Annotated in this window: 15 protein-coding genes; 4 read left to right on the forward strand and 11 right to left on the reverse strand. The window is 64.7% G+C overall.

Annotated features, from left to right (window positions below; all coding sequences use genetic code 11):
- Positions 1 to 75: 75 nt before the first annotated feature.
- Together acuI and FXB38_RS06815 are read right to left on the reverse strand one after the other, a co-directional pair.
- Positions 76 to 1062, reverse strand: a complete 987-nt coding sequence (gene acuI, locus FXB38_RS06810; RefSeq protein ID WP_148750008.1) for an acrylyl-CoA reductase (NADPH) — start codon at positions 1060 to 1062, stop codon at positions 76 to 78.
- Positions 1063 to 1102: 40 nt separating this feature from the next.
- Positions 1103 to 2356, reverse strand: coding sequence for an MFS transporter (locus FXB38_RS06815; RefSeq protein WP_148750009.1), 1254 nt, complete (start codon positions 2354 to 2356; stop codon positions 1103 to 1105).
- A 339-nt stretch (positions 2357 to 2695) separates the two neighbouring features.
- Here FXB38_RS06815 and nadA point away from each other — a divergent pair, with 339 nt between their 5' ends.
- From nadA to nadC, 3 genes are read left to right on the forward strand one after another with little or no spacing between them, the layout of a single operon-like run.
- Positions 2696 to 3799 carry a quinolinate synthase NadA gene (gene nadA / locus FXB38_RS06820; RefSeq protein ID WP_148750010.1) on the forward strand — a complete coding sequence of 368 codons (1104 nt, stop codon included), beginning with the start codon at positions 2696 to 2698 and terminating at the stop codon, positions 3797 to 3799.
- Between the two features lie 9 nt (positions 3800 to 3808).
- Positions 3809 to 5416: an L-aspartate oxidase gene (locus FXB38_RS06825; RefSeq protein ID WP_148750011.1), complete on the forward strand. Its 1608-nt coding sequence runs from the start codon at positions 3809 to 3811 to the stop codon at positions 5414 to 5416.
- 11 nt (positions 5417 to 5427) lie between these two features.
- The gene (gene nadC, locus FXB38_RS06830) at positions 5428 to 6306 is read left to right on the forward strand and encodes a carboxylating nicotinate-nucleotide diphosphorylase (RefSeq protein ID WP_148750012.1); all 879 of its coding nucleotides are present in this window, start codon (positions 5428 to 5430) and stop codon (positions 6304 to 6306) included.
- Between the two features lie 4 nt (positions 6307 to 6310).
- Here nadC and FXB38_RS06835 read toward each other — a convergent pair whose 3' ends face one another.
- The 3 genes from FXB38_RS06835 to FXB38_RS06845 all read right to left on the reverse strand — a co-directional run bounded on the left by FXB38_RS06835 (position 6311) and on the right by FXB38_RS06845 (position 11448).
- A complete protein-coding gene (locus FXB38_RS06835) occupies positions 6311 to 7771 on the reverse strand; it encodes a cell wall hydrolase (protein ID WP_187434707.1) in 1461 nt (486 codons plus the stop codon).
- Positions 7772 to 8286: 515 nt separating this feature from the next.
- Positions 8287 to 11196 (reverse strand): pyruvate, phosphate dikinase, encoded by a 2910-nt coding sequence (gene ppdK, locus FXB38_RS06840; protein WP_187434708.1) that lies wholly within the window; start codon positions 11194 to 11196, stop codon positions 8287 to 8289.
- 96 nt (positions 11197 to 11292) lie between these two features.
- A complete protein-coding gene (locus tag FXB38_RS06845; protein WP_084291949.1) occupies positions 11293 to 11448 on the reverse strand; it encodes a DUF3096 domain-containing protein in 156 nt (51 codons plus the stop codon).
- Between the two features lie 221 nt (positions 11449 to 11669).
- Here FXB38_RS06845 and FXB38_RS06850 point away from each other — a divergent pair, with 221 nt between their 5' ends.
- Entirely contained in the window at positions 11670 to 12023 is a 354-nt protein-coding gene (locus FXB38_RS06850) for a DUF1236 domain-containing protein (RefSeq protein WP_148750018.1), read from the forward strand.
- A 232-nt stretch (positions 12024 to 12255) separates the two neighbouring features.
- Here the strand turns inward: FXB38_RS06850 and glyS are convergent, their stop codons facing one another.
- From glyS to FXB38_RS06880, 6 genes are all read right to left on the reverse strand, one after another.
- Positions 12256 to 14355, reverse strand: coding sequence for a glycine--tRNA ligase subunit beta (gene glyS, locus FXB38_RS06855; protein WP_148750020.1), 2100 nt, complete (start codon positions 14353 to 14355; stop codon positions 12256 to 12258).
- On the reverse strand, positions 14355 to 15302 hold the full coding sequence (locus tag FXB38_RS06860) for a glycine--tRNA ligase subunit alpha (RefSeq protein WP_148750021.1): 948 nt from the start codon (positions 15300 to 15302) through the stop codon (positions 14355 to 14357). Before FXB38_RS06860 ends, glyS begins: the two co-directional genes overlap by 1 nt.
- Before the next feature lie 222 nt (positions 15303 to 15524).
- Positions 15525 to 15716 (reverse strand): hypothetical protein, encoded by a 192-nt coding sequence (locus tag FXB38_RS06865; protein ID WP_008131462.1) that lies wholly within the window; start codon positions 15714 to 15716, stop codon positions 15525 to 15527.
- A gap of 106 nt (positions 15717 to 15822) precedes the next feature.
- Positions 15823 to 16731, reverse strand: a complete 909-nt coding sequence (locus tag FXB38_RS06870; RefSeq protein ID WP_148750023.1) for a S49 family peptidase — start codon at positions 16729 to 16731, stop codon at positions 15823 to 15825.
- A gap of 216 nt (positions 16732 to 16947) precedes the next feature.
- Positions 16948 to 17715, reverse strand: a complete 768-nt coding sequence (locus FXB38_RS06875) for a tRNA1(Val) (adenine(37)-N6)-methyltransferase (protein ID WP_148750025.1) — start codon at positions 17713 to 17715, stop codon at positions 16948 to 16950.
- On the reverse strand, positions 17708 to 17935 hold the full coding sequence (locus tag FXB38_RS06880) for a putative signal transducing protein (RefSeq protein WP_027529147.1): 228 nt from the start codon (positions 17933 to 17935) through the stop codon (positions 17708 to 17710). Before FXB38_RS06880 ends, FXB38_RS06875 begins: the two co-directional genes overlap by 8 nt.
- Positions 17936 to 18003 lie beyond the last annotated feature (68 nt).

The raw sequence follows: 18003 nt of genomic DNA on the forward strand, positions 1-18003 counted from the left end.
TATCTCTTTACCCGCTGCTTACCATACCAACCATGGCGACATTGAAGCAGCTTGGTTGGTAAAGTCTGAACGTCGTTAGACAATTTTTACCACGATGCGACCGCGGACTTGGCCGGCCAGGATCTTCGCGCCCCATTCCGGAACTTCGGCAAGCGGAATTTCCGTTGTGATTTCAGACAGTTTCGACCGATCCAGATCGGAGGCGAGGCGCTGCCAGGCGGCTTTTCGGGGGTCGATCGGACACATCACGGAATCGATGCCGAGAAGGCACACTCCGCGCAAAATGAAGGGTGCGACAGAAGACGGCAGGTCCATGCCGGCGGCAAGTCCGCAGGCGGCGATGGCGCCGCCGTACCTGGTCATCGACAGAAGATTCGCGAGCGTGGTCGAACCGACGCTATCGACGCCACCCGCCCAGCGCTCCTTGGCCAGGGGCTTTGGCGGTGCCGACAATTCATTGCGGTCGATCACCTCGGCGGCGCCGAGGCTCTTCAGGTAATCGGCCTCCGAGGCACGGCCGGTCGAGGCGATGACGTGGTAGCCGAGCCAGGACAGCACGGCGGTCGCGACCGAGCCGACACCGCCGGCCGCGCCGGTGACCACCACCGGACCGCTCTTGGGCGAGACGCCGTGCTTCTCCAGCGCGAGCACGGAGAGCATCGCGGTGAAGCCTGCGGTGCCGATCGCCATGGCGTCGCGGGCAGAGAGGCCCTGCGGCAGAGCGACCAGCCAGTCGCCCTTCACCCGCGCCTTCTCGGCGTAGGCGCCGAGATGAGTCTCGCCCATGCCCCAGCCGGTGCAGACGACCTTGTCGCCCGCCTTCCATTGCGGATGCGATGAGGCTTCGACGGTGCCGGCAAAGTCTATGCCGGCGATCATCGGGAAGCGGCGCACAACCGGCGCCTTGCCCGTCAGCGCGAGGCCGTCCTTGTAGTTCAGCGTCGACCATTCCACGCGGACGGTGACGTCGCCGTCCATCAGCTCGGCTTCGTCGAACTGGGTAAGTGCGGCAGTGGTGCCCTTGTCGGCCTTGTCGATCCGGATCGCCTTGAAAGTGGCCACAGCAAACTCCCTGACTTGTTTGACCGGGATGTTTAGCCGATCAGGCGGGCTGTGCAACCGCTCGTGCGACCGGCTTCTCCACGATCGGAAGATTGATCAGTGCCGAGAGTACGCCGAACAGGATCGAGAGCCACCAGATCGGCGTGTAGGAACCGAACCGCTCGAACACGATGCCACCGAGCCAGACGCCGAGGAAGCCGCCGACCTGATGGCTGACAAACGCAAAGCCATAGAGCGTGGCGAGCCAGCGCGTGCCGAACATCAGCGCCACCAGCGCCGAGGTCGGCGGCACCGTCGACAGCCAGGTCAGGCCGGAGACCGCGCCGAACGCGATCGCCGAGAACGGCGTGATCGGGAACGAGATGAAGGCGAGCGTCGCGAGTGCACGGGTGAAATAGATCGCCGAGAGGATGTAGCGCTTCGGCAGTGAATTCTGGAGATAGCCGACGCTGAGCGAGCCCATGATGTTGAACAGGCCGATCGCCGCGATCACCCAGCCGCCGGTTTGCGTCGAGATGCCGCGGTCGACCAGGAATGCCGGCAGATGCACGGTGATGAAGGCGAGCTGGAAGCCGCAGGTGAAGAAGCCGAGCACCAGCAGCACGTAAGAGCGATGGCCGAAGGCCTCCGCGAGCGCCTTGGTAATGGTTTGCTCATCCGCAGGCGCCGCATTGGCCGTAGCTGCGACCGGCGGCGTCGAGATCGCCAGCGCCAGCGGGATGATCAGCAGCATCAGGAAGCCGAACACGGTGAGCGCCTGCTGCCAGCCGAAATTGTCGATCAACGCGACACCAATGGGCGCGAACAGGAACTGGCCGAGCGAGCCCGCCGCAGTGCCGGCGCCGAGCGCAAGGCCGCGCTTCTCGGCCGGCAGCAATTTTGTGAAGGCCGACAGCACCAGGTTGAACGAGCAGCCGGCGAGACCGAAGCCGACCATCACGCCCGCGCCGATGTTGAGCGACATCGGCGTCGAGGAATAGCGCATCAGCAGAAGGCCGCCGGCATAGAGCAGCGCGCCGACGCACATCACCCGGAACAGGCCGAAGCGATCGCCAATTGCGCCTGCGAGCGGCTGGCCCAATCCCCACAGCAAATTCTGGAAGGCGATGGCGAGGCCGAACACGTCGCGGCCCCAGGCGAATTCATGGCTCATCGGCTGCACGAAGAAGCCCAGCGCCGAGCGCGGTCCGAAGCCGAGCATGCCGATCGCACAGCCGCAGAGGATGATGACGGCCGGGGTGCGCCAGTTGGAGGAGCGTGAGGTCGAACCGAGCTCGCCAGCTTGTGTCGCCATGGTTTTCTTCCTCGCCATTGGCGGATCTGCAAATCGGCAGCCGCGACCAAGGCGTTTAATGCAAATGCATGAAAACCCAAAGCCAAAAGTGATTGCGTTCCACGAGGGGCTGGTTCGGGAGCATTGCATTTCATCGCGGCCTTGCCGGGCGCGACGAGACTGGACTTGACGAGAATGTGTGCGGCGGGACCTAGCGATCCCCGGATCGACGTGCTATCTATGATCTACTCAAATTGAGTATATGTTAGCTTTGGCGAGACCCACCGGCCCTCTCGGCCGGATTTCTCAGGCTCCATATATACTCTCAATGAGCATAATTGACATGCACGGGAGGCTTCGATGCCGATCACTGGAATTTACGGCCCCGACGATTTCGCCAATCGGCCGCAAGGCCAAGCCATCTCCGCCCGGCTCGCGCCGGCGCGAACCGGCCCTGCGCTGCCGCGGCCCTCGCTGGAATGGACGAGCGAGATCGAACGCGCCACCGCGCCGATCTACGAGCGCGTCAAGCATGTGATCCCGCCGATCGAATGGCCGCTGATGGCGCCGACGATCCACGCAATCAATGAACTAAAGCGTGCGCGCAACGCGGTGATCCTCGCCCACAACTACCAGGCGCCGGAGATCTTTCATGGCGTCGCCGACATCGGCGGCGATTCGCTTCAGCTCGCCGTCGAGGCCACCAAGGTGAAGGCCGATGTCATCGTCCAATGCGGCGTGCACTTCATGGCGGAGACATCAAAGCTGCTCAATCCGGACAAGACCGTGCTGATCCCGGACTCCCGCGCCGGCTGCTCGCTCGCCGCCAGCATCACCGGCGCCGACGTGCGGCTGCTCCGCGAGAGATTTCCCGGGGTACCGGTCGTCGCCTATGTCAACACCTCCGCCGAGGTGAAGGCCGAGGTCGATATCTGCTGCACCTCGTCGAACGCGGTGCAGGTGGTGGAGAGCCTCAACGCGCCAAGCGTGATCTTCCTGCCCGACCGTTATCTCGCGACCTATGTCGCCTCGAAGACCGACGTGAAGATCATCGCCTGGAAGGGCGCGTGTGAAGTGCATGAACGCTTCACCGGCGACGAGCTGCGCGCCCTCCGCGACGCCGATCCGTCCGTGCAGATCATCGCCCATCCCGAATGCCCGCCGGACGTGCTGGCGGAGGCCGACTTTACCGGCTCGACCGCACACATGATCAATTGGGTGCGCGCAAGGCGCCCGAAGCGGCTGGTGATGATCACGGAATGCTCGATGGCCGACAATATCCGCGCCGAGCTGCCCGATGTGGAAATGCTGCGCCCCTGCAATCTCTGCCCGCACATGAAGCGCATCACGCTGTCCAACATCCTGGAGAGCCTGCTGACGCTCGGCGAGGAAGTCACGATCGATCCGGCGCTGGCCGTACGCGCCCGGCGGTCGGTCGAGCGGATGATCAATCTGAAGAATTGAAGGCGTGACATGACAAACAATATCCACAACCTCACCCGCTCCACCGACGACGTCGTCATCGTCGGCGGCGGTCTCGCCGGCCTGTTCTGCGCGCTCAAGCTCGCGCCGCGGCCGGTAACATTGATCTCGGCGGCGCCGCTTGGACAGGGGGCGTCATCCGCATGGGCGCAAGGCGGCATCGCAGCTGCCGTGGCGGAAGGCGACAGCCCCGAAGCGCATGCGGCGGACACGATCGCGGTCGGCGGCGGCATCGTCGATGAGGCGGTCGCGCTCGGCATCGCGCGCGAGGCTGCACCGCGGATTCATGATCTGCTCGCCTATGGCGTGCCGTTCGATCGCGATCTCGAGGGCCGGCTTGCCGTGGGACGGGAAGCAGCGCATTCGGCGCGGCGAATCGTCCACTTCCGCGGCGACGCGGCCGGTGCGGCGATCATCGCGGCGCTGAGCGAGGCCGTGCGCCGCACGCCGTCGATCCGCCTGATCGAAGGCTTTGTCGCCGAAGCCCTGCTCACCGAGGACGGCGCCGTCACCGGTCTTCAGTTGCGCGAGGCGGGCAATTTCGCAGCGAGGCCCATGATGATCGCCTCGCGCACGATCGTGCTGGCGACCGGCGGCATCGGCCATCTCTATGCTGTCACCACCAATCCGGCCGAGGCCAACGGATCGGGCCTTGCGATTGCCGCACGCGCCGGCGCTGACATCGCCGATCCTGAGTTCGTGCAGTTCCATCCAACCGCCATCATGGTCGGCCGCGATCCCGCGCCGCTTGCGACCGAGGCGCTGCGCGGTGAAGGCGCGACGCTGATCAACGGCCAGGGCGAACGCTTTATGGCGGCACTTCATCCGCTCGCTGAGCTCGCCCCACGCGACATCGTGGCCCGCGGTGTGTTCGCCGAGATCGCAGGCGGTCGCGGCGCCTTCCTCGATGCGCGAGAAGCACTGGGCGAGCGCTTCGCCGACAAATTCCCGACCGTGCATGCGAGCTGCATCGCCGCCGGGATCGATCCGGCGACGCAAGCCATCCCGATCGCGCCGGCCGTGCACTATCACATGGGCGGCATTGCAGTCGACGCACGCGGCCGCAGCTCGATCGACGGGCTGTGGGCTGGCGGCGAGGTGTCGTCCACCGGTGCGCATGGCGCCAACCGGCTTGCCTCGAATTCGTTGCTCGAGGCCGTGGTCTATGCCGCACGCATTGCCGACGACATCACCGGTCACGCAATCCCTTCACCCGCCAGCCTCCCCGAGGCGCTGGTGACGCCGCGCGGCGGTGCGCCGGATGAGGCTCGCGTGAAGCAGTTGCGCACGACGATGAGCACGCATGTCGGTGTGATCCGCGAGCGCAACGGACTTGCGGACGCCGTGCGCAGTTTTGCTGCGCTCGAGCAAACGGCCACGAGCATCGCTGTCCGCAACATGGCGACAGCGGCCCTGCTCGTAGCCGCCGCAGCCTGGAGCCGTCGCGAGAGCCGCGGCGCGCATTTCCGCTCCGACCATCCTTCAGAAGTGCCCGCGCTGGCCCAGAGAACGATGACCACGCTCACCGCGGTGCGCGAGATCGCGGACGGCCTCACCGAGCATTCAACGCCGCGCATCGCGCAATCCATGATCGCCTGACGGAGTTAGTCATGATCGCCCCAACCTCCCTGCTCTATCCCGACGCGTTTCTCTCTCCGCTCGCCATCGACGCGGCCGTGCATCGCGCGCTCGACGAGGACCTTGGCCGCGCCGGCGACGTCACCTCGCTCGCGACGATCCCGGAGGCGACCAAGGCGCAGGCAATCCTCGTCGCGCGGCAATCCGGCGTCGTCGCCGGTCTGCCGCTCGCGCTGGCGACGCTGCAAAAGCTCTCGCCCGACCTCGAGGTGCGCGCGCATGTCCGCGACGCCGCGCGCGTCGCCCGCGGCCAGCAGGTGCTGACGATCTCCGGCCCGGCCCGCGCCATTCTCACCGCAGAGCGGACCGCGCTAAATTTCGTCGGCCGGCTGTCGGGCATAGCGACGCTCACGGCCGACTACGTCGCGCGCACCGAAGGTACCAAAATGCGCATCTGCTGCACGCGAAAGACTACGCCGGGATTGCGGGCACTGGAGAAGTATGCGGTGCGCTGCGGCGGCGGCTTCAACCACCGCTTCGGGCTCGACGATGCGATCCTGATCAAGGACAATCACATTGCGGTCGCCGGCGGCATCCGTCCTGTGCTGGAGCGCGCCCGCGCGCATGCCGGCCATCTCGTCAAGATCGAGATCGAGGTCGATACGCTGGCGCAATTGCGCGAGGTGCTCAACACCGGCCTTGCCGACGCCGTGCTGCTCGACAACATGGATCTTGCGACGCTGCGCGAGGCGGTGCGGACGACGGAAGGTCGCCTGAAGCTGGAGGCATCCGGCGGCGTCACGCCGGACTCGATCGCGGCAATCGCTGCGACCGGCGTCGATTACGCGTCATCCGGCGCGTTGACGCATTCAGCGCCGAATTTCGACTGCGCACTGGATATCGAAATGTGAGCGGTTACCGCCGCACGACTTCGCCCATCTCGGCGGAGCTCTTGGCTTCCTGCGCGAGCTCAGCCGAGAGTGCCGCGGTCTGTGCCGGGGTACCCCAGCTCGGCTCCTCGCTGCCGTCGCCCCAGTTGCGCGGCCGATAGAAGGTGTGCACGCCGAATTTGTACATCTTCTTCATCTCGGCGACCCAGGACGGACGCACCCAATAAGCGTGGTAGTGCGTCGACTTGCCGACCTCGGGCAGCCAGATCTGGCCGTCGAGCATCGCCTTGGAAATTTTCCGGGCGCGCTCCCACATCTCGGGCTCGCGGATCACGTCGGGATTGTTGTCGCAGGCGAAGGTGAACTGGCAGGCGAAGTGCCGGTACTTGTTCTGGTAGACCACGCCGCACACAGTGTCCGGATATTTGCCGGAGAACACGCGGTTCATCACCACTTGAGCGACCGCGATCTGGCCGCGCACGGCTTCGCCGCGGGACTCGAAATAGACGGCTTCGGCGAGACACTTTTCCGATTTCGCGCGTGACTTGTCGTCAAGCGCGAGCCGCTCCGCCGGCGATTTGGCGCGCTGGTTGTCCGCGTTGACTTCGCCCTTCGGCGCGACACTCTCGCCGCTCTCGATCGCGTTTGCGACGTCGTCGTTCGGCGGCGATAGCGAGGCCAGCTTCATATCGGGGTCGGGCATCACGATCAGCGGCTCGGCGCCGGGCTGCCAGCTCTCGATGCTCTCGACATTGCCGCCGAGCGAGGAGCTGCCGAAAAACAGGTTCGAGGTCTTCACGCTGAAGGGATCGCGCGGCGGGGCAGCGACCGTCGCCTGCTTCAACGCGGCGAGCGGCTGCGCCGCAAAGGACAGCGCGTTGTCGCCGGCCTTCGGTGGATTGGCATATTGCGGCAAGGGCGGCGCGCGCATCGCCTCCTGGAGCTCGGGATCGAGCGCGGCAGCGGACTCCGGCGACATCGCTTGCGGCAACGCGGCCGGCAACTGAACCGTCTTGGCGCCAATCACCGAGCTGTTGGAGGTCGCGGGATCTTGCTCAGCAGGTGCGGCGGACGGTACGACCGCCTCCGGAGTCGCAGCAGGTGTCACGGTGGCGAGGCGATCACCCTTCAGGGCGCGATCGACCTTGGGGAAATCGGAGGCCTGGTAACGCGGCGGCGCCTGCAGCACCGGATTGCGCGTGATGGTGCCGGTGACGTCGCGACCATCGAGGCTCGCGAGGCGAACCATTGCGCTCTGTGGAACCGACGTTCCGATCGGGCGCGAGAAACTGTAAGTGGCGAGCTGAATCGATGAGGCTGCAGAGAACACCTGCTTCTGCCAGCGCTCGGCGACGCCGGGCTGACGCGCCAGCAGAGATGCAATGTCTTGATAGCCGGTCTCTCTCGGCATCAATGCGAAGATGCAGAGACCGATTCCGAAGGATGCGAACCGCGCACCCTTCGGATGGTTACGCAACACTGACATCGATACGCTCACGCTACCCTTACACTAGAGAGATCGAGCCGCAGTACATCCGTGCAATTCGATCTTTATCGTGAGTATCTAATTTAGGTTGCCGGGGCGTTAATCGACGTTGCGCGACCGACACACTCAAGCAATGTCAGGCGTTTTCGCGGGGCGATTGCGTGCGTGGTAAATGCGGGCCCACTTGAAGCGGTAAACATCCGGTCAACGCGAATGGTGAAGGAACTCTTGCGTGTGCGTATCATTACGGGACGCGCGGTCCCGTTGTTGCAAGAAGCCTTTCCGCACCACCGCTGTCATGCCCGCGAAGGCGGGCATCCAGTACGCCGCGGCCTCTCCGCTCAATCACGATTGCCTCGGTGTACTGGATCGCCCGCCTTTCGCGGGCGATGACAGCGAGTGTGTGATGTGAATTGCTTGCTATGCTCGCAATGACGAGTGGATGGAGTATGGCCTTAAATGAAAGAGGCGGTGTTTGGCCCCGCCTCTTTCGCATCTCATATTCAGTCTTCGACTTACGCCTGGCTCGCAACCGCCTTGCCAAGCGCAGCCTGCGCGGCGGCAAGCCGCGCGATCGGCACGCGGTAGGGCGAGCAGGAGACGTAGTCGAGGCCGATATTGTGGCAGAAGGCGACGGAGGCGGGATCGCCGCCGTGCTCGCCGCAAATACCGACCTTGAGCTTCGGACGCGTCTTGCGGCCGCGCGCGACGCCGATCTTGACGAGCTCACCGACGCCTTCCTGGTCGAGGGCGACGAAGGGGTCGACCGCGAGGATGCCCTTGCTCACGTAGGGACCGAGGAAGCTCGCCGCGTCGTCACGGCTGATGCCGTAGGTCGTCTGCGTCAGGTCGTTGGTGCCGAACGAGAAGAACTCGGCACTCTCCGCGATCTCACCCGCAAGCAGGCAGGCGCGCGGCAGCTCGATCATGGTGCCGACCTGGTAGGTGAGCTTGGTGTTGGTGTCGCGCATCACGGCTTTCGCGGTGGAGTCGATGCGGGCCTTGACGAGATCGAGCTCCATCTTGGTGGCGATCAGCGGCACCATCACCTCGAGGCCGACGGCCTTGCCGGTACGCTTCTCGGCTTCGACCGCCGCTTCGAAGATCGCGCGTGCCTGCATCTCGGCGATCTCGGGGTAGGCGATCGCGATGCGGCAGCCGCGGAAGCCGAGCATCGGATTGAACTCCGACAGCTCGCGCGCGCGATCGGCCAGACGCCGCGGGTCGGTGTTCATGGCACGCGCCACTTCCTCGACCTCGGCATGGGTGTGCGGCAGGAATTCATGGAGGGGAGGATCCAAAAGCCGGATCGTGACGGGCAGGCCCTTCATGATCTCGAACAGCTCGACGAAGTCGGCGCGCTGCATCGGCAACAGTTTTGCAAGCGCGGCACGGCGCGACTGCTCGTCCTCGGAGAGAATCATCTCGCGCACCGTGCGGATGCGCGTCTCCTCGAAGAACATGTGCTCGGTGCGGCAGAGGCCGATGCCTTCGGCGCCGAACTTGATCGCAGTGCGGGCGTCCTCCGGCGTATCGCCATTGACGCGGACGCCGATCTTGCGGACCTGGTCGGCCCATTTCATCAGCGTGCCGAACTCGCCGGAGAGTTCCGGCTCGATCATCGGCATGCGGCCGGCCAGCACCTGGCCGAGCGAGCCGTCGATTGTGATGACGTCGCCGGCCTTGAAGGTGCGCGAACCGATGCTCATGGTGCCGCGGCCGTAATCGACGCGGATGGTGCCGCAGCCGGAGACGCAGGGCTTGCCCATGCCGCGCGCGACCACGGCGGCGTGCGAGGTCATGCCGCCACGGGTGGTCAAGATGCCTTCGGCGGCGTGCATGCCGTGGATGTCCTCGGGGCTGGTCTCGATACGGACCAGAACGACCTTGCGTCCGTCGCCCTGGAGCTTGGCCGCCTCGTCCGAGGAGAACACGATCTCGCCGGAGGCCGCACCGGGCGACGCCGGCAGGCCGGTCGCGATCACGTCGCGCTTGGCGTTGGGGTCGATGGTCGGATGCAGGAGCTGGTCGAGCGAGGCGGGATCGATCCGCATCACCGCTTCCTTCTTGGTGATCAGGCCTTCATTGGCGAGCTCGACCGCGATGCGCAGCGCCGCCTTCGCGGTGCGCTTGCCGCCGCGGGTCTGCAGCATCCACAGCTTGCCCTGCTCGACCGTGAACTCCATGTCCTGCATGTCGCGGTAGTGCTTTTCGAGCAGCGTATAGATCCGCGTCAGCTCCTTGAAGGCCTCCGGCATCGCCGCTTCCATCGACGCCTTGTCGGAGCCTGATTCCTTACGTGCCTCTTCGGTGATGTCCTGCGGCGTGCGGATGCCCGCCACCACGTCCTCGCCCTGCGCGTTGATCAGGAACTCGCCGTAGAGCTTGCTCTCGCCGGTCGAGGGGTTGCGGGTGAACGCAACGCCGGTCGCCGAGGTCTCGCCCATGTTGCCGAACACCATGGCCTGCACGTTGACCGCGGTGCCCCAGGATTCCGGAATGTCGTGCAGCTTGCGGTAAGTCACCGCGCGCGCATTCATCCAGGATGAAAATACCGCGCCGAGCGCGCCCCAGAGCTGGTCATGCGGATCCTGCGGGAAATCCTTGCCGGTTTCGCGCGCGACCGCGTCCTTGTACTTACCGACCAGATCGACCCAGTCATCTGCGGTGAGGTCGGTGTCGAGCGTATAGCCCTGGCCGTCCTTGAAGGTGTCGAGGATCTCCTCGAAGTGATGATGCTCGAAGCCGAGCACCACGTCGGAATACATGGTGATGAAGCGGCGATAGCTGTCATAGGCAAAACGACGATCGCCCGAGAGCTCCGACAGCGCTTCCACGGTCTCGTCGTTGAGGCCGAGATTGAGCACGGTGTCCATCATGCCCGGCATCGAGGCGCGCGCGCCGGAGCGCACGGAGACGAGCAGCGGGTTCTTGGTGTCGCCGAACACCTTGCCGGTCAATTTGCCGACATAGTCGAGCGCCTTCTCAACCTGCGACTGCAGCTCCTTCGGATAGGATTTGCCGTGGGCGTAGAAATAGGTGCAGACCGAGGCCGGGATGGTGAAGCCCGGAGGCACCGGCAGACCGAGATTGGCCATCTCGGCGAGGTTGGCGCCCTTGCCGCCGAGCAGATCGCGCATCTCCGAGCGGCCCTCGGCCTTGCCGTCGCCGAACGTGTAGACCCACTTGCCGGCCTTGGCCGCAGCCGGCGCCGCCTTGGCGGCAGCCTTCGGCGCGGCCGGCTTGGTCACAGCCTTCGCAGCGGGCTTCGCCGCCGGTTTGGCTGCGGCCTTTGCCTGGGCCTTGGCGACTGGCTTCGGGGCCGTCTTCGGCAGCGCCTTTCGGGCCGCTGGAACGGTCTTCACCTTGGTGGAAGGCTTTGATTTCGCTGGGAGTTTCTTAGGCTTCGAGGCGGCTTTGGCCATAGCTTGCACACAACCTGCGAGAGGAATGGGAAATCGCGCGCCTTACACCACTTTGGGCAGGCCCGCGCAAGTCGAAGAGTTCCGGAAAATGAAGGCCTAGAGATGGAGCCACTTCAACAATCCGAGCCCAATCGCACCGTTGATGATGAGAAAGATCGCGACGATCAGGTTGAGAAGGCGCGGCATGATCAAAATGAGCACACCCGCGATCAGCGACAGGATCGGCGAGATGTGGGCGATGGTGAGATGCATGAAGAGTGTTCCTGTGGCGTGAGGCGAATCGCGGGCGGATCATACCGGATCGGGTTCCGCGGGAAGAGACGCGCGAGGCCGCAATGGGTTCCCCGCTTCGCGAAAACTGCCTGAAATTGCCGCGTATGCGGCAGGCCTTTTCCGGAACATCACGCGCGCCGCAGCATTGGCAACCAGTCGCGCCACTGGCGCCGGCTGAAATCAATTCGAAGGAGTTGCCCATGCGGAACAGGATTCTCGCCCTCGCAGCGCTTGGCGTCGCGCTCGGCTCGCCGATCGCGGCGTCCGCGCAATCCAGTGTCACCGTTGGCCGCGCGCCCGCCGTGGTCGACAGCGGCCCGACCATCCCGGTCGAACAGCGGCCGGCCTTCCGCGATTATGTCGTCGAACAACGTGTGCCGGCCTTCAGCATTCCCGATCGCGTGGTGGTCGGTGCCACCTTACCTGACACCGGCGTTACGTATTATGACGTACCGCAACGTTTCGGCGCGACGACCTATCGCTACACCGTCGTGAACGGCGAGACCGTGCTGGTCGAGCCGCGCTCGCGGCGCATCGTCGAGGTGCTGGACTAGCGCAGTTCAACTCGATGTCCGGCGCGTCACATCAATCAGGCTGACGCGCATCGCGTAGGCGGACATCAGGCCCCGCCCGGTCTTCCCCCCGCCGGGTGGGGCTTTTTCTCTCGTGTCCCGGGCAAGCGAAGCGCGACCCGGGACCAAGAAGCTACGAGCAGACGGCAGGCATGGGCCCCGGCTCTGCAGCGCACCGCCAAGAAGCGCTGCGCTGCGTCCGGGGCACGAGAGCCTAATCCTGGATCCTCGAGAAATCCGCCACCGCGCGCGTGGCGCTACGGATCTCGTTCAGCAGCTTCAGGCGGTTCTCGCGCACCTTGGCATCGTCGTCATTGACGCGGACCTTGTCGAAGAACGCATCGACCGGCGGACGCAGCTTTGCCATCGCACTCATCGCGGCGGCAAAGTCTTCCTTGGCGACAGCAGCACTGGCCTCCGCCTTCACCTCGCCGATCGCCCTGGCCAGCGCCTTCTCTTCGGCAAGGCTGTAGAGCGCAGCTTCCGGCGCGCCGTCGAACGTGCGCTTGTCCTTCTTCTCCTCGATACCAAGGATGTTGCTGGCGCGCTTGATGCCGGCGAGCAGATTCTTGCCGTCGTCGCTCTCGAGGAATTTGCCGAGCGCCTCGACGCGCCGGACGATCATCAGGAGATCGTCCTGACCGCCGAGCGCGAACACGGCATCGACGAGATCGTGACGCGCACCCTGCTCGCGAAGCTGGACTTTCAGGCGGTCGGCGAAGAAGGCGAGGAGATCGCTCGGGAGCTTCTGCGCATCCGTAGGGTTCACCGACAAGCCGGCGAGTGCGGACGCAGCCACCTTCATCAGCGACAGCCGAAGCGCGTTCTCGGCAATCAGCCTGATCACGCCCAGCGCCGCGCGACGCAGCGCATACGGATCCTTCGATCCCGTCGGCTTCTCGTCGATCGCCCAGAAGCCAACAAGCGTGTCGATCTTGTCGGCAAGCGCCACCGCGACGCTGACCGGATCGGTCGGCACGCGATCCCCGGGCCCTTGCGGCTTGTAATGTTCCTCGCACGCGGCCGCGACGGAAGCATCTTCGCCCTGGGCCAGCGCATAATACTTGCCCATCAAGCCCTGCACCTCAGGGAATTCGCCGACGACCTCGGTAAGCAAATCCGCCTTCGCCAGATGTGCAGCACGCGTCGCCTTGGCAACATCGGCGCCGATCAAGCGCGCGATCTCGGCGGCCAACCGCTCGATCCGCTTGATGCGATCCGCCTGCGTGCCGAGCTTCTCGTGAAACACGATCTGCTCGAACTTCGGCAGCCGGTCCTCGAGCTTCGTCTTCAGGTCGGTCTCATAAAAGAACTTCGCATCCGACAGACGCGGACGGATCACGCGCTCGTTGCCGGCCACGATGGTCTTGCCGCCGTCGGTCGCCTCGATATTGGCGGTGAGGACGAACTTGTTGGTCAGCTTCCCGGTCTTGGGATCCTTGACGACAAAACACTTCTGGTTGTTGCGGATGGTGGCGCGGATCACCTCGTCCGGGATCGCGAGATATTCCGCCTCGAACGATCCCAGCATGACGACGGGCCATTCGACAAGGCCCGAGACCTCGTCCAGCAGCACCTGGTCTTCGACCAGTTCGAAGCCCCGCGCAAACGTCAGCTCTTTGGCGTCGGCAAAGATGATGTCCTTGCGCGCCTGCGGATCGAGAATGACTTTTGCAGCCTTCAGCTTCGCTTCGTAGTCCTCGAACCGGCGCACATTGATCGCCGCCGGCGCCATGAAGCGATGGCCGTAGGTGGTCTGGCCGGTCTCGATGCCGTCGACCGAGAATTTCACGACATCCGGCTCTTCCGTCTCGGGCCCAAAGGTCGCGATGATTGAATGCAGCGGACGCACCCAACTCAGCGAGCCGGGCTTGCCCGAGCGCGCGCCCCAGCGCATCGATTTCGGCCAGGGGAAGGTGCGGATGATGACGGGCAGGATTTCCGCGAGCACGTCGATCGCGTCGCGCCCGGCCTTCTCGATCAGCGCGATGTAAAAATCGCCCTTGGGGTCGCGCTGGATCTTGGCCTCGTCCAGCGACTTCAAACCCGTCGCTTTCAGAAAGCCCTGCACGGCCGCATCGGCCCCACCGACTTTCGGTCCGCGGCGTTCGGTCTTCAGATCAGGCTGACGCGCGGGGATGCCGTGCACGGTGAGCGCGAGGCGGCGCGGCGTCGCGAACGCCTTTGCGCCCTCGTAGACGAGGCCTTCGGCGACGAGCTTGTCGGTGACCAGGCGGCGCAGATCGTCGGCCGCCTTGGCCTGCATGCGCGCGGGGATTTCTTCCGAGAACAGTTCAAGCAAAAGATCGGGCATCAGGCCGCTCCGCCCGCTTCAGTGTGGATCCAGGCCTCGCCGCAGGCCTTGGCCAGCTCGCGCACGCGAAGAATGTAGCTCTGCCGCTCGGTGACGGAGATCACGCCACGCGCGTCGAGCAGGTTGAAGACATGGCTCGCCTTGATGCACTGGTCATAGGCCGGCAGCGCCATCAGATGCGCCTTGCGCTTGCCGGACTCAGAGTTTTTTTGCCAGCCTGCGTCGAGATATTTCCGGCAGGCCGCTTCCGCCATCTTGAACTGCTCGAACAGCATCGCGGTGTCGGCGACTTCGAAATTGTGCTTCGAATATTCCCGCTCGGCCTGCAGGAAGACGTCGCCATAGGTGACCTTGGCATCGCCTTCGCGGCCGTTGAAGTTGAGGTCGTAGACGCGGTCGACGCCCTGCACGTACATCGCGAGGCGCTCGAGCCCGTAGGTGAGCTCGCCCGCGACCGGCGCGCATTCAAAACCCGCGACCTGCTGGAAATAGGTGAACTGGCTGACCTCCATGCCATCGCACCAGCACTCCCACCCCAGGCCCCAGGCGCCCAGCGTCGGGCTCTCCCAATCGTCCTCGACGAAGCGGATGTCGTGCACGGCGGAATCGATGCCGATCGCTGCGAGCGACTTCAGGTACAGCTCCTGAAGGTTCGGCGGCGACGGCTTCATGATCACCTGGAATTGGTAGTAGTGCTGCATCCGGTTCGGATTCTCGCCATAGCGGCCGTCCTTGGGCCGGCGCGAGGGCTGCACATAGGCCGCGTTCCAGGGCTTTGGGCCGAGCGCGCGCAAAGTGGTCGCCGGATGGAAGGTACCCGCGCCCATCTCCATGTCGTAGGGCTGCAGGATCACGCAGCCCTGCTCGGCCCAGAACCGCTGGAGCGCGAGGATGAAGCCCTGGAACGAGCGTTCCGGGCGCATATGGGCGGGCAATGAGGCGTCCATCGTCAGATCAGGCTCTCGCGGGGGGTTTTGAATCGCGCGGGACCGTATCGACGGCGGGGGTGGGAATCAAGGCAAAGGGGGCGGATTCGGGACGATCAGTCCCTCATCCCGGAAGGTGCGGTAGGGTGGGCAAAGCGGAAGCGTGCCCACCATCGTCACCACGATTGCGGACGGGATGGTGGGCACGGCGTAAGAACGCCTTTGCCCACCCTACCGCACCAGCTAACCCGGCCGGTAAGCTCCGGTCACGGGGTCACGCTTCAGCGTCTGGATATTCCCCATATGGGCGGCCTCGGCGACGCGCGACAGGCGCATCTCCTCCAGCTCCTGGTTGATCCGGACAGCGGTCTTGTAGGCCCAGCGGACCACGGCAAGCCCGCCCAGGACGCCCGCGAAAGCGACGAACGGCGGCATCGGTCGTTCCTTGTTCACAATGCTCAGCCCCCACGCGCATTCTTGCGCAGACCGGGCTGCGCCGCAATTGGCTCAGCCCGGGCCAAATGGCGCGGCAGAGCTCGGCCTAGAACCCGAATTTCGCCCAGATCGCGCGGGTCTCAATCGCAGAGATCAACTCGTCCGGCAGCCCAGCCATTGATTCCATGGCTGAAAGCTGGCCCGCGCCGGGCGATTTCCGCCCCAACAGGCCCGACAGCAAGCCGCTCGGCTGCGCGATCACAGGGGTGAGAACCTTCTCGCCGTAGCGGGCACGAAGAGTTGAGCGGAGATCGCCGATGCCGTCGGCCAGTCCCAGCGCGATCGAGCTCTCGCCGGCCCAGTATTCGCCGGTGAACAGGGTGTCGTCGGCGCCCTTGAGCCGCGCGCCACGGCTTTCCCTCACCAGCGCGATGAAGATCTGGTGGATCTCGCGCTGGAGCGCCTTCAGCTTGGCGACGTCGTCGGGATTTTCGGGCAGGAACGGATCGAGCATCGCCTTGTGCGCGCCGGCCGTGTAAAGGCGCCGCTCAATGCCGAGCCGCCTGATCGCCTCCTGGAAACCAAAACTGCCGCCGACCACGCCGATCGAGCCGAGGATCGAGGATGGATCGCAAAAAATCTCGTCGCCGGCGCAAGCTATCATGTAGCCGCCGGAAGCCGCGACGTCCTCGACGAACACCAAAACCTTCAGCTTCTTCTCCGCAGCAAGCTGCTTGATGCGCAGGTAGATCTGGCGTGACTGCACCGGCGAGCCGCCGGGCGAGTTGATCACCAGCGCCACCGCCTTGGCGTTGCGGACCGAAAACGCCCGCTCCAGCACCCGCGCGAGGCCCGCCAGCGTCATGCCCGGACGCAGCGGCGTCACCGCGCCGATGACTCCGGACAGCCGCACCACCGGCACCACCGCCGTGCCCGGGCGGAAGCGCGCCGGCAGATATTGCATGAGCTTATCGGCCAGGCCGGAATTTTCGCGATCGTTCAATTGTTCGGCCATGCCGTTACCTCTGGTTAATCATTTCTTATCACGCGACTGTCATTGAAGTTGCCTGGAACGTGTTTTGCAGTTTGCCCGTTGGCAAGCTGCAATGAAGCAGCGGAGGAAACGTCATGAAGATCTATCTGCTGTTGATGCTGATCGGTGCTCTTTTCACGGCGATTCGCTTTACGGCCCCGCAGGACCAGCAGTCGGAATCGCTTCCCCAGTAAGCCGTCACGGCTCCGCCAGCGGCAAGACCGCTCTCCCCTCCAGAATATTCCTCACCTCTTTTTTAGGCACGCGTGACTCATTGTTAAGCATGAGGCCCGGCAGTAATCGCAGCGGGGCCCGGCCGCTTTTGACCGCGCGGACCAGCACACGGATTGCAGGCCTTCCCGCTTCGCCATGAACCGGCAGGATCGACACGCTGCCGAAGCCGCGTGACAGCGCTGCCAAAACGTCCGCGATTCCGTCCGCACGCCAGATCAGGGTCAGCACGCCGTTCGATCGAAGGATGCGCCGCGCTGCATGCACCCACGCATTTAGCGTCTCCCCGGTCGCGACATGCGCGGTGTGGCGCGCCTGGTCCGGCGAGCCGCGGTGCCGGGTGGAATCGTTGAAGGGCGGGTTCATCAACACGCAGTCGGCGCGGTCGGGCATGAGCCCGTGTGCCGCAAAAGCCTGCGCATCGGCCGTGACGTCGAGCACAATCACTTCCGCGGCAATCGCATTCGCGGCCGCATTGGCGCGCGCGAGCCCGGCCAGTTCCGGATCGATCTCGACGAGGCAAAGATCGACCCCGGCCACGCGCCGGGCCAGCGCCAGCCCGGCCGTGCCGACGCCGGCGCCGAGATCGACCACACGATCGCCAGCGCGGGCCTCGGTCGCGGCTGCAAGCAATATGGCATCGTGTCCGGCGCGATGGCCGGATCGCTTCTGCCTCAACAGCAGCTGCCCGCCGAGAAAGGCGTCCTCGGTGAGATCTGTGACGACGTCAATCATCGCCGCGCAGTTCGTGGCTGAGGCCGGCCTCGGTCAGCAGTTGCCGGGCCTCGATGGCGTCGTCCTCATGGACCAGTATCCGCCGAGGCAGGACGCCGAGCGAGCCCTCGATGATGCTCATGTTCTGGTCCAGCACCAGATGATGGATGTTGGCGCCGTCGAGCAGCGCGCCGATCGCCGACACCAGCACGATATCGTTGGTCCGAACCAGTTCACGCAAACGAGCCTCCTGCCTGAAAGGCAAATGTCAATTGTTCCACAGGCCTTGCCGCATCCCCGTCCAGTTTC

The organism is Bradyrhizobium cytisi, from assembly GCF_008123515.1.
Classification (GTDB): domain Bacteria; phylum Pseudomonadota; class Alphaproteobacteria; order Rhizobiales; family Xanthobacteraceae; genus Bradyrhizobium; species Bradyrhizobium cytisi.